This is a genomic window from Neobacillus sp. YX16, assembly GCF_030123505.1.
Lineage (GTDB): Bacteria > Bacillota > Bacilli > Bacillales > Cytobacillaceae > Neobacillus.
In genome coordinates, this window is sequence record NZ_CP126115.1 from 5,808,906 (window position 1) to 5,822,794 (window position 13,889).

Genomic DNA, 13,889 nt, shown 5'->3' on the forward strand with positions numbered 1-13,889 from the left:
CCTCCTTCCGAAGACACAAAAAAGCAGCCTTTGGAAAATCTGATTTTTGGACACAAAAATAGTGTCAGTAAAATCAGTCCAAAGACTGCATAGTTTGTTAATTTCGCAATAAAATATTGCTAGAAAATCAAAAAAACAAAAAAAGAATATATAAAGATTATATCAATTTATAGTGGTTGTTATATTCTAAATGTAAAAAATGGATATCTTACATCCCAGCTGCCTTTTTCCTATTGGAGTAAAGTTAATTCTCTAACATATTCATCTATAACTTTCTCTGCCTGTTGTACATTTCCTGTTACTTCATCTTTATTTCTTAACATAGTCTGTAAATCTGATTGCGTCCTTCCAGATAGCATATAAGATTTAAACAACACAGCGAAAGGTCCTAAATACTCTGCAGCATTTACCATGTAATCGTGCGCATGTTTTACACTATTATTTGTTCCGGGGTCAATCTTCTTAATTTGTAAAGCTAGTGATTCAAGGTAGGTTGCGATGGAAAGAACGTCTTGCTGATATTCTGGAGAATCGAGGTAATAAATTTCTTCAACCATACGTTCGTTCACCAAAACAATTCGATTGTAAGTATCCGTTATATCTTGGATGATGGGAGTTATTTGTTCTAAATATTTATTAACTTCATCCATATTCTTTTCTTTTCTTTTTTTAATTTCTTCAAATTTGATTTTTTCATCTTTCGTCTGCTTTGGTTTCACTGGTTCTAAAGGTTTCACCGCTTCGGTGTCTTTTTTAGATGGAAGAAATATATCTTTAGCGTAGAACCCTATGAAAAAAGTAATGATCAATAAGGGGATTATAACAATAAATTTTTTCATGTAACCACTCCGTTAATTCAACTAACGTTATTATAACAAAAAAAGTTGTCCCAAAATTAAATCAATTTGCTTTAGGACGATTGATTTTCAATATTTAAGTCCTTACTATATCCCCAGATAGCACAGGGGGAGAAACCATGAGCGTACTGCTCCTATTCTATAGACAAGGTTTTGGGGAACTCTTCTTTAGGTCACCATCTGTTTTGTAATCAGTAGCACCACCAAACGAAACATCGATTAAATTTTTTTTGATACCAAATCCTGCTCCCAACCTTTAACAAAAGAATCATACGAACAAATCATGGAGAAATTAAATTAAAACAAGTTAGGAGGAAATACCTGATGAAAAAACTAGTAGCAGGTTTAATGGTCGCAGGTATCATGACAACGGGATTTGGCACGAATTTAGTTCAGGCTAAAGGCTCAGGTGAAACGGTTGATCCTACGGGTAACGAGTTCTTTTGGGCAGTGGATAAAGCATTCAAGGGTGATAACTTCCTATCTTGGGTAAATGCTGATGAAAATTACGAGATTTACCATGTATCAAACGTTGAGGATAACAACATTACCAAGAAGCAATTACGTACATTATTGGACGCATACACTAAAGCTAACCACGAGTCAGGCTACCAAGGTGTTGACGCAAGAGTTTTATCATTCGATAAGGAAACCAACGATTTATTCGTACTGGTTGAATATAACCGCTTAGATGTTAACCAAGAGTTACCTGAAGTTGATGTAATTGATTGGGATTACTATTCAGCTTACTACGATTTTAAGGACTGGACTTTAATTAACGGTTTTGGCTCTAATGTAGGTGCTTCAGGTATGGGTGATAAGTTTGCTGATATTGTAATTTATGACTGGTTAGGTAACGAATCAGACATTGAAGTAATTATTAATAAGCTGAACGGTTACGGTTTAGGCGAAGTTACTTCATATAAGTTTAGACAATCTGACCAGTATGGAACTATCCTTAATCTTTTCTTTGATGGCTATACTTTACCGTAATAATAGGGGATGGAATATCGTTAGAGTAACCTTAATGGTTGCTCTTATTTTTTTAAATTTTAATGACATTAAATGTTCAAAGTTAACAGATTAATACTTTTCCTATCTTTGATATACTAATAATACATCAAGGAAGATGTTCTCTCTTTATACTATATGAATGAAAAAGGCCTTTTCCTCTGTGTTAGGGAAAGGTCTTTTAAATTATATTCATTTACTAAAGTTTTTCAGGAGTATTTTTCATAAATATCATAAATAGTTACCATTAGAGGACTGCTGTGAATACGACAAAGACCGTAGTTTTCCTTTATAGAAAAAAATCCCTGGGATGTATTTAAAAAATACCCCAAGGGACAAATTGAGTTAAATTTGTTCTTTAAAATGTAAATTTTATTTTTTCCCCATTTTGATAAAACTCATAGTGTAGAACTACATCATACAATTTACTAGCAGTGTCAAGGGAATTAACAAGGTTATATGCAAAAAAACGACCATCTTCAAAATGTGTATAACCATAAGTTGTTGATTGACCCCATTTGTAATCTCCTTCCAAAAATATCTGGAGATAAACTTTTCCATCACGTTCTATAACATCAACTTTTGTTACATTATATAGAAATGATTGACCAGTAGAATCATCATAATAGCTTAAATTTTTAGCTCTAAATTCTGCTTCTTGTATCAAATTCTGCTTTACATCTGGTGCTATATTTTCATTAGGAGAACCTGATTGTTCTAATTTAGTTATTCGAAACTCATGGTCCATAATTATTTGTTCAAGTTGTTTTTTACTGTCAGCAAAAGTTTCAGAAGTGGAAATGAAAATTATTAGCACTACACTTAAAAAAAATAAAATTAACTTATTCTTTTTCATGATAAACCCTCCTAATTTATGGGAAATATTCTTAAGTTTAAGTTTATAGTAAATTTATCAATTAATCTAGTCGAAATTAATTTGGAAATTATTCTTGTTGTTAGTGATGTTTATTGAACTAACATATCCACCAACTAAAAAATATTTCAGAACCTGTAAGGCACTAATAATAAAATTCCTCCCAATCAAACGTTTGATTAAAAGTGCCACAAACCCTTTTAAAAAACGAATTTTATCCCCATCTCAAGAGGATTTCTTGTCGAGGAAGTGTATGGCCTTCTTCTAGGATGTCTCAAAAAACACCAAATAAAACGGCTTTCTACAATGATTGACGGGTTTATACAATATGACTTGGTAATCAAACGTTTGTGTAAAAATGGCATCCATCCCGGTATTTAAAGCTTAATCTCGTAAGTTTTAATTAGTCAAAGCATTGCTCTTTAACCTAGTTTTAACATGTAATCTCTCAATCTAGATTAATAATAAATTACCCTTTTTAATGAAAACCTCTGTTACGTGCCAATTAGCTGAAAAGGGAGATTTCCAGCTGATAATCAATACGAAAAAGCCCCTCTTTAAAAGAGAAGCTTTTCTTAACATATATTCTACTGCACTGCCTCACTCACAGCCGCTGGATTAACCCCGCCGCCGATTTGGTGAACGTATTTTGAGTGTTTACTAGCCAAGACTGACCTCTGGGCTGGTAACAGTCCTACATAAGAAGAAACTAATAGAACTGGCGAGCCTAGTTTTGCAGCTAACGGTCCCGCTGCTAAAGCATCTACTAAACTAGCTGTTTCTGACTTGGCTACAAGAATACTCGTTAGTTCTGCCTCTGGGTAAAATTTGCTTATAACCTTAGCATTCGTTTCATGACGATTCAGACCGCTTAGTCGATTCGTAAGAACATTTCCAGATGTTATTCTGTCAACTTCGCTCACAATCGCAGGTGCCACAACCCCGTCTCCACCGATAAAATAGGCATCAGACAAGGATTCTGTTTTCAGCCATGCAAATGTTTCTGCTGGCACAGCTGTCTTATCTGCAAGTATGATTGGCTGCTTTTTCAAACCTGCCTGTGCGGCAATCGATAACGCATCTGGTTCACCCCAGCCATAAGCCACATAGATGGTGCTGACATCAATCACTTTATCGAGTTCCTTCGCGATTAACAGCGAGGTATCTTTTCGGTTCTGACCGCCAATCCGAGTGACTTTATAGCCCTTCGCGACTAATTCACTCTCCACTTTTGGAGTAATAACTCCTTTACCACCGATTAAAATAATTTCTTTCGCCTTTAAGCGTGTGATTTCATCCAATGTTACTTGTGGGATTGAATCCGCTGCTGTTAAAAGAATCGGAGCATCCTTTGCCGTTGCTAATGGTGTAGCGGTTAATCCATCGACAATCGCAAACCCGTTTACTAACAGCACTGTGTCCGCTGTTTTCCAACCAGCCTGAGCAACCTTCACGGCTGTTGCATATCTCGTTTCACCGATTAATGATACCAATTTCTTGTTAACACTTACTTTCGCAGCAACGCTGACATTTCCGGCTTTATCCACGGCGTAAACTTCTACAACTTTTCCTGCTGCCTGCTTTGGAATTGTAATTGTGAACTTCCCGCTGCTATCAGCCACTCCCCGGCCAATCTCAGCACCTGAAACCTTCGCAATTACTGTAGCACCTAGTTCCGCGGTGCCTGTCACCACGGTTTCACGATCCGTCAATTCATCCAAAATGGCATTCCCTGGCGCAGTGATGTCTTTTACTGTAATCTTAGAACCTTCACTAACATTACCAGCCTGGTCTACAACAGTAACCACTAATTCCGTTCCAACCTTTTGCACTGGGATCGTCACCTTAAAATCCCCATTTGTTCCAGCTGTACCGCTGCCAATTACTCCTCCGCTAACTTTCACTTCTACCTTTGATCCCGCTTCTGCTTGACCGCTAACAGCAGAATCCTTGTCCGTTACTTCATTTACTGCTGGCTTTCCAGGTGCTATCACATCTTTTACTACTACTGTCGTCGCTTCACTTACATTTCCAGCTTTGTCCGTAGCTGTTACCGCCAACTGTGCCCCAGCTTTTTGCACTGGGATTGTTACGGTAAACTTCCCATCCGTTCCAGCTGTACTGCTGCCAATTTTTGAACCATCAACCTTCACTTCCACCTTAGCTCCCGCTTCTGTTTGTCCAGTTACTGAAGTTGCCTTGTCCGTTACTTCGTTCACAACCGGTTTATCTGGTGCCGTCACATCTTTTACTACTATTGTTGCCGCTGCACTTACATTTTCAGCCTTGTCCTCAGAAGTTATCGCTAATTGTACACCTGCCTTTTGCACTGGGATCGTCACCGTAAACTTTCTGTCCGTGTCAGCTGTACCATAGCCAATTAACAATCCATTAACTTTTACTTCTATCTTAGATCCCGCTTCTGCTTGTCCAGTTACTGAAGTTGCCTTGTCCGTTACTTCGTTCACAACCGGTTTATCTGGTGCCGTCACATCTTTTACTACTATTGTTGCCGCTGCACTTACATTTCCAGCCTTGTCCTCAGAAGTTATCGCTAATTGTACACCTGCCTTTTGCACCGGGATTGCCACGGAAAACTTCCCATCCTCACCAGCTGTACCGTTGCCAATTAACAATCCATTAACTTTTACTTCTATCTCAGCTCCCGCTTCTGCTTGTCCAGTTACTAAAGTTGCCTTGTCTGTTACTTCGTTCACAACCGGTTTATCTGGTGCCGTCACATCTTTTACTATTATCGTTGCCGCTACACTTACATTTCCAGCCTTGTCTTTTACGGTAATCACTAATTCTTTATCCGCTTTTTGAACAGGAATTGAAACACTGAATTTACCGTCATAGCCGGTAATACCTGTGCCAATTACCACCCCATCCACAGTAACTTCCACGCTAGACCCACCTTCAGCGTTTCCTGTAACTGATGTTGACTGGTTAGTTACTTCATTTACTGTTGGGGACATTGGAGCTTTTACATCTTTTACAAAAAAACTTCCTGCTGTAAGATCTGTCTTGCTTGCCTTTACAATCGTTATATTCTCATTTGTATCTTTTATCTCAACAGAATCAACCGTCCAGTTTCCTAATTCAGTATTATCATCAACGTAATATTCACCTCTGAAATAAGTCCCATCGTATTGAAGTGGAATAGAAACGATTGATTGACTAGGTGAAAGATAATTAACGGTTGCTGATTTCAAATTCGTATCATCAGTTGCGCCAATAATGATATCAATAGACTCCCCTGATCCTGCTTCATTTTTACTTACTGATAGACTTGAAAAAGTAGGTGGGTTTTCCTCTGAGAAAACAGTAAATTTCCCATTCTCAAGTTTATTTTCATAATCGATATAGTCATAGGTAACACCCGATGAATAAATCGTTAACCGATTTATATTGTAATCTCCTAATTCAGATTCGGAATCAATCGGCAGGCTTGCTACAAATGAATCTGATTCACTATTATAATATAGGTCTATATAAATAGTTTTAAATGAAACAGGTGATGTAACCCATAATGAAATGTAATTTATTTCACCTTTCTCTCTTACCTTCACATTAAATTCTACTACATCTCCAACTGTTGCTTCCTTCATGCTTACACTTATGCTTTCAAATACACCTTCCCCACTTGTACCACTAACTGAGAAATTTCCCTGCTGAAATAATTCTGATCCGTGAAGATCTGTGATATTTCCTCCGCCATAAAAAGCCATTCGAGACAAATGGTACTCTCCTGATTCTGAAACAGCATAAATTGGAATACTTCCCTCATATAAACCAGTCCCAATATTATAGGTTAGATTTATATGAATATCATTTTTTGTAATAGGTGCTTTATACCAGGCATCAATATAGTTTACCCCTACTGAGCCAGTTAGCTTTACACGTACCTTAACAATATCTCCTGCCGTTGCTTTCGATTTTTCCACACTGACATTTTCAAGCAAATCTTCTCCATTTGTTCCAGTAACCAAAAAATCTCCATTTACAAATAATTCTGATTCACGAAGATCACCTATGATGTTATTGTCCCCATAAAAGACCATCCTAGATAAATGGTACTCTCCTGATTCTGAAACCGCATAAATTGGTATATTTCCCTCATATAAACCAGTCCCAATATTATAGGTTAGATTTATATGAATATCATTTTTTGTAACAGGCGCTATATACCATGCATCAATATAGTTTACACTTGCCGGATCTATTAATTTCACACTTACCTTAACGGTATCCCCAGCTGTTACCACTTTATTATCCACACTTACATTTTCTATTATTGGATTTGTTACTTCCGCTTTTACATATCCATTGTTCACAGGTAGCATATTGGAGATTAATAAGATTGTTAAAAATAAAATAATAGTTTTTTTCATAATATTTCCCCCGATTTGTCATTACATTTAATCAATCTTGAAAAGAGTTTACTATTTCGTTTTCTATAAAGGTACATCTTCTAACTCCCACTAGAACCAAAAGTAAACGGCCTAATTAACTAAGTCCTTTCAGCAAAATTTTACCACAATAAAATAAAATGATTTGGATTTTTTTCCAGTTACTAATTATTTCTATTGTTAAGTAACCATCTTTCTATACTAAATTAAAGGTTTTTTTATACGAAGCACGCAGTTAAAATATCGAGTTAATGCAGGAGCTATCGGACTACAGAAATTTCATTTTATAAAATAACAGAAAATTATAACTATCTGTAGAAGTAATAATCATAATGAGAAAAGATAATAATTACCGTGAATGCAATAACTTATTGAGGTGATAGTATGGAAAAGTTTATAGGCGTTGCTAGAAGATGGTATCAAAAAGCGGTAGATAGTAATGATAGCTTTGATCAATTTATTAGTATTTGGATATCGTTTAATGCTATTTATGGCAGAAGAGATGGCAGTGAATTTAGAAAAATAAAGTCGATTATTAACGAATTTAACAGTGATACCATTACAAGTATATTAGCTTACGAAGAAGTTCGTTATTTCTACACGATTAGTCCTCCTATACAATTTTTAAATATGGACTTAGAAATTGAAGACACTGCTGATGCACAAAATAAACTAAATCGAAATATAAATAGAAGTCCGAAAATTGCACTAGAAAACTTAATGTACATCTTAAATAAAGTGAGAAACAATTTATTTCACGGCGATAAAAGGATAGAGAGAGCTAGAGATGTGGATATAGTGAAGAATGCTTACCCCATCGTAAAAGAAATCGTAAAAAGTTATTTACGATTAGATTACCGTTTGGAGCCGATTAATAATGGAAGTGTATCAGCAACAGACAACTCAATTGAAAATATATTGACTGATAAAATTGATACTCTAAAGGAACAAATATCGAATCTTACAAATCATTACAGTACCTTGCCTAAAGATCACAAACATCCCGTTTCCATATTATTAGATAGAATTAATATGCAAGCTAATGGAATTGAGCCTGGTTTTACTACACCACAACAATTGGAAGCCATTCAACAGAATTTACTAAAATTATATGAACAGAATAAACCTGATGTTTTAAAAGATACCGAGGAAGTCTTTAACTTTGTAAATAATAGAATGAGAGAAGTTATTGATAATGGCTGCACGGAAGAAGATGTAAATAAATTTTATAATGAATATATTGAATTACAGAGGAAATATCTCGATAAGGGTTACGATTTAAAATTTATTTTTAGTGGATGATATTCAATACTACTTTACTCTAAGTCCGATCATCCTTCACAGTAGAGTTAAAACTTAGGACCGGTAATAAATATATCCGGTCCTTTTTATTAGCAAGGTTTAATGGAATAGTTTTAACTTTTATATGTGTTTCAGAGGGTTTCACAATTACTAATAGCTTTTACATACCACATTTTATCCTAATAACGACATATCTCTTTTAATATCTCTTGCTTATTACTCATCACCTACATTATTTAAAAGTTCTAGAACATCTTTAGCTAGCTCACTATTTGGATTTATTTCTAAAGCTTCATAAACATCTTCGTAAGCTTCATCTATTTCATTAAATAAATATAAGAACCAACACGTTCCATGTGTTGGTTCTGTTCTACTAATGTTAGCAATTTAAGATAACTTTTTTAGCAACCCCGTCCTATCTGCCGAAATGGTGTTTCTATCTGCTAACCCAAAAAGCCCCTCTTCAGAAAAAAGAGGAGCCCCTAGTCCATTATCTCTGCATTACCTCACTCACAGCCTCCGGATTAACCCCTCCGCCGATTTGGTGAACGTATTTTGAGTGTTTACTAGCCAAGACTTGCCTCTGGGCTGGTACCAGTCCTACATAAGAAGAAACTAATAGGACGGGCGAGCCAAGTTTTGCCGCTAACGGTCCCGCTGCCAACGCATCTACTAAACTAGCTGTTTCTGACTTGGCTAAGAGAATACTTCTTAGTTCTGCATCAGGATAAAATTTGCTGATGACCTTAGCATTCGTTTCGTGGCGATTCTGGCCGCTTATTCGATTTGCGGAGACATTTCCAGACGTGATCCTGTCAATTTCGCTCACAATCGAAGGTGCCACAACCCCGTCTCCACCAATAAAATAAGCATCGGACAAGGATTCCATTCTCAGCCATTCAAACGTTTCTGCCGGCACAGCCGCCTTATCTGCCAGAATAATAGGCTGCTTTTTCAAGCCTGCCTGTGCGGCAATCGATAACGCATCCGGTTCACCCCAGCCGTACGCTACATAAATCGTGCTGACATCCACCAATTTATCGAGTTCCTTTGCGATTAACAGCGAAGTATCTTTTCGGTTCTGACCGCCAATCCGAGTGACTTTATAGCCCTTCGCGACTAATTCACTCTCCACTTTTGGAGTAATAACTCCTTTACCACCGATTAAAATAATTTCTTTCGCCTTTAAGCGTGTGATTTCATCCATGGTTGACTGCGGAATCGAATCGGCTGCTGTCAATAGAATCGGAGCCTCCTTCGCCGTTGCCAATGGTGTCGCCGTTAATCCATCCACAATCGCAAACCCGTTGACTAACAATACGGTGTTTGCTGTATCCCAGCCTTCCTGTGAAACCTTAACGGCCGTAGAATATCGATTACTTCCAATTAACTCTTGGAATTTTGACGTTACCACGATTTTCGAAGCTTCACTCACATTGCCGTCAAGATCCTCGGCATACACTTCCACCGTTGTTCCCGCTGGAAAGCTAGAAGGAAGATAGATGGAAAACGTCTCATCAATCCCTAAAAATTGTCGATGAATTTCTTTATCCGACACTTTTACAATGACGGTTGATAAAGGTTCTATCGTTCCAGTCAACGTCCACTCACGATCAGTAAGCTCGTGTACAACTGGTTTTCCTGGAGCTGTTACATCTTTGACAAGGACACCTGTACTATCGCTGCTATTTCCTGCTTTGTCCACAGCATAAACATATAACGTCCTTCCTGCTTGCTGAACTGGGATGGAGATGGTGAACGATCCATCCTCCTTCGCTGTGGCAGACCCAAGCGTATCTTGACTAAAATAAACATACACAACCGCCCCAGGCTCCGTGGTCCCTGTCACAACGGTTGATTGATCCGTGACCTCATTGACGGTAGGTCTTACAGGTGCGGATACATCTTTTACAGTAACACTTGTCCCATCACTTACATGCCCTGCTTTATCAGTAGCCGTTATGACCATTTTGGTCCCTGCTTGTTGTACAGGGATTGCCACTGTAAACTGGCCATCCGTACCCGCTGCTCCAGTATATTTGTCCGAACCATTGACGAGGACATTTATTGTTGCATCCTTCTCAGCTGTACCGGTTACATCCACAGACTGGTCCGTAACTTCATTTACGGTTGGCTTAGCCGGTGCCGTGATATCTATTACAACCACTTTTGTACCTTCACTCACATTTCCCGCTCCGTCTTTTGCAGTCACAATGAGTTCTGTCCAAGCAGCCTGTTCACCGATATACACATCAAAATAGCCAGCTGTATCTTCGGCATTATTTCTTCCAATAATGGAACCGTTTTTCCATACCTCAATGATAGAATTAGGCTCTGCATTTCCATATAAATAGTAATCATTTTCATTGACTTCATACACTGCCGGCTTTAACGGCGGCGTAACGTCTTTTACATTCACACTAAATGAAGTGTTAAAGCCTTGATAGGTAATGGTTACCGTTTGACTGCCAATATGATTTTTATTATACCCGCTAATCATATCCGGGGTTACTACAACATCTGATTTATTAAAGAAGTTTGAAGTAACCGTAATCACCGCACCGGTTACATCCAATTCTTCCCCATCCAAATAGGTCAATTTTTGCGGCGGAGATTTTAAAGCAATTCCTATATTTTTTTCTACTCCAGAAAAGGGAGCAGCAAGTAGTTTAGGAAGCTTATAATCTTCATTTCCATCAATGGTCCAAACGGTAATAAAATCAAAACCTACAAACGTATTCGGCGAGCTCATTTCTTCTGCCGTTTTTTTCAATGTACCGGTTTCGTCACCGCTGCCAGCGCCCTTACTTTGCTGATCCCAATAATAGCTGTTTATAATCATTCCTGTATTTTCTCCAACAATACCGCCTGCCCTAGATGCGCTGCCCTTAACCAAACCGGCATTATAGGAGTTTTCGATTGTTCCGGCATTACTGCTTGCAATCCCGCCTCTTGCGTAGCCACCTGTAATATCGCCTATATTAAACGTATTGCTGACCTTTGAACTAGAGTAAATGCTTGCGAGAATTCCTCCGCCCCTTGACCCTGCTTCGATAGAACCTGAATTATAGCTTTTCATAATAGTAGATTTAGATATTGTTCCACTAATCCCGCCTGCATTTGATTCTGATTTAATCAATCCTACATTATAACTAGACGTGATCACTCCAGTCGTCAGCGACCCTGCAATCCCCCCTGCTATTCCTAAGGATGTGCCTGTGGCAGTAACGGTTCCACTGTTATGCGAACTATCCACTGACGTTTCGTTAAACTCTCCAATGATGCCGCCCGTCTCGTAATAACCCTTTATATTACCTGTGTTCTCAGTGTTTTTGATGACAGCAGATATTCCATAGGCTGCAATCCCCCCAGTAGTAGAATATCCGGTTATATCTCCCGTGTTATAGGAATTGCTGATTTCTGAACCAGAGAAAAAGGCTGTAATCCCACCTGCACTGCTTGTGCCAGTCACATTTCCGTCATTATAGCTGTCTGTTATTTTAGATGGGTCATATTCGACACCACCTACGATACCTCCTGCATCCTCTGCATTCACATCTCCAGTGTTATAACTGTTTTGAATCGTAGAATACCTGGCAAATCCGGCTAAACCGCCAGCATATGATGCGAATAGTGATGTAGCTTCAACATTGCCGGTATTATAGGAGTTGCTAATCGTGGCATAATTGTCTGCATACCCAGCAATCGAACCGGCATACGCCTTAGCAGTAGTGGAATCCAAAGAATTATTCTCTACCTTTACGGAACTAGCCACCATTCCCAGGTTTTTAATTTGTCCCTTATTTACGTACCCAAACAGTCCGGCATAAACATCCTGGCCAGAGGTTATCGCAATTTTCATCCCTGCTATTTTATGGCCATTACCATCAAAAATCCCCTTAAAGGGGGTACTTTTATTACCAATTGGCTCCCAATTAGCAGCACTCAAATCAAGGTCGTTCATTAAAATATAGCTGCCTGCTAAATTATTTCGAACCTTATTCAGGTCTTCTGGAGAATAGATGCCAATATATCCTGCTGGTACCTCTTCTGCTTGTACCTCGCTGACAACCCATGATAACCCTTGTGGTGCACTTTGCAAAAAAAGCACCAAAGCAGCCAAAATGGTGAAAACTTTCTTTATCATATAACTTTCCCACCTTCTAGTTTCAAGTAATCCCTTTATCCTATCTATAAATATAGTATATCAAGAGAAACTGAATACTTAAACAAGGTTTAAGGATTTGGCAATTTCATCCGACCATGCCAATAGGTGTCCATAGGGACGGTTCTCACGGTTTTTTTTAATGGTTAGTGTTGCCACTAGAACCGTCCCCATTGTCTCATTTATTTCTAATGATTCTATCCTTTTATTCTCATTTTCGTTGGATATATTGAAAGTGTAGAAAAAATCAGAAACAGGGAGGAAATAAAAATGAAAAAGAAGATGATTATTGGTAGTTTATCAGCATTATTAATTTTTGGCGGTGCGGCTGCTGTCGGGGCTTCAAAAGGTGGGACCCAGCCAGATGATTCTATTCATCCAGATGACAAAAATACTTCTACTATTGTAGATCAACATTACTTACCTGCAATTTCCGCAGGACAAGAAATTGAGTTGGAAACCAAGCATGGCAAAACCTTCTTTAAAGTGGAGACAGACGATTCTAGCCACAATTCCTCTAGTCAGTCCACTACTGGCACAAACTTATCGATTGATGAGGCAGCAAAAATAGCACTTAACAAAGTTAATGGAACAGTCGCAGAAGTTGAAAAAGAAATGGAACATGGCAGACTAGAATTTAAATTTGAAATTCAGTCTAATCGTGGCGAAGCAGACGTTCGGGTTGATGCCCAAACAGGTGAAGTAACAAGAGTTGAATTTGATGATGACGATAATGATGGTCAGGATGATCGATAAACGCTAATCCAAACCCAAGTGTAGGGCGTTCTTTAAATGCTATTAAACACCCCCTGCCATAAAAAACTCCCGAGTGAAGACCCGGGAGTTCATTTTATTTAGAATATCTACTTTATAATTACTAGGGGAATAGCTAAAACTTTCTGGGGATGTAATGTTAACCCGCTCTCCTGCCGTAATAATTGTCATTTCGACTAAATTTCTTATAAAAAAATATAATCAAACGATTGATTATATTTACTCTAATCCCTTTTAATATAAGATTTTTGAATATTTCCCAGGAAGTTTTTTGTCGTAGAATGGGTTTGTTTGTTCCTCTAGGTCTCAACAATTTTTGCATCAAGTTCCTTTTAGACAAACCCCTCTTATGTCAAATCGATCCCCCACCATTAATAGGGATTATTACCACTGGGTTGGAATTGATATCTGTTCAGCCTTAAACTCTTAATTGCTACCATTTATATTTTTCTTTATACTCCATTTGGTAAATCCAAGGAAACTGTTATTATTAA

7 protein-coding genes are annotated in these 13,889 nt (G+C 37.9%); 3 read left to right on the forward strand and 4 right to left on the reverse strand.

Annotation, left to right across the window (positions count from 1 at the left end; genetic code table 11):
- Positions 1 to 230: 230 nt before the first annotated feature.
- Complete coding sequence (locus QNH48_RS28370; RefSeq protein WP_283952977.1) at positions 231 to 839, reverse strand: hypothetical protein; 609 nt, start codon at positions 837 to 839, stop codon at positions 231 to 233.
- Positions 840 to 1,181: 342 nt separating this feature from the next.
- Here QNH48_RS28370 and QNH48_RS28375 point away from each other — a divergent pair, with 342 nt between their 5' ends.
- Complete coding sequence (locus tag QNH48_RS28375) at positions 1,182 to 1,850, forward strand: hypothetical protein (protein WP_283952978.1); 669 nt, start codon at positions 1,182 to 1,184, stop codon at positions 1,848 to 1,850.
- Between the two features lie 376 nt (positions 1,851 to 2,226).
- Here QNH48_RS28375 and QNH48_RS28380 read toward each other — a convergent pair whose 3' ends face one another.
- Both QNH48_RS28380 and QNH48_RS28385 read right to left on the reverse strand, forming a co-directional pair.
- A complete protein-coding gene (locus QNH48_RS28380; RefSeq protein ID WP_283952979.1) occupies positions 2,227 to 2,724 on the reverse strand; it encodes a hypothetical protein in 498 nt (165 codons plus the stop codon).
- Between the two features lie 605 nt (positions 2,725 to 3,329).
- Positions 3,330 to 7,136 (reverse strand): Ig-like domain-containing protein, encoded by a 3,807-nt coding sequence (locus QNH48_RS28385; RefSeq protein ID WP_283952980.1) that lies wholly within the window; start codon positions 7,134 to 7,136, stop codon positions 3,330 to 3,332.
- A gap of 402 nt (positions 7,137 to 7,538) precedes the next feature.
- On the opposite strand from QNH48_RS28385, the gene QNH48_RS28390 reads away from it, so the two are divergent.
- Positions 7,539 to 8,456: a methylamine utilization protein MauJ gene (locus tag QNH48_RS28390; protein WP_283952981.1), complete on the forward strand. Its 918-nt coding sequence runs from the start codon at positions 7,539 to 7,541 to the stop codon at positions 8,454 to 8,456.
- 490 nt (positions 8,457 to 8,946) lie between these two features.
- On the opposite strand, the gene QNH48_RS28395 is transcribed toward QNH48_RS28390, so the two are convergent.
- Complete coding sequence (locus tag QNH48_RS28395) at positions 8,947 to 12,603, reverse strand: Ig-like domain-containing protein (protein ID WP_283952982.1); 3,657 nt, start codon at positions 12,601 to 12,603, stop codon at positions 8,947 to 8,949.
- Between the two features lie 288 nt (positions 12,604 to 12,891).
- On the opposite strand from QNH48_RS28395, the gene QNH48_RS28400 reads away from it, so the two are divergent.
- Positions 12,892 to 13,377 (forward strand): PepSY domain-containing protein, encoded by a 486-nt coding sequence (locus QNH48_RS28400; protein ID WP_283952983.1) that lies wholly within the window; start codon positions 12,892 to 12,894, stop codon positions 13,375 to 13,377.
- The last annotated feature ends 512 nt before the right edge of the window (positions 13,378 to 13,889 follow it).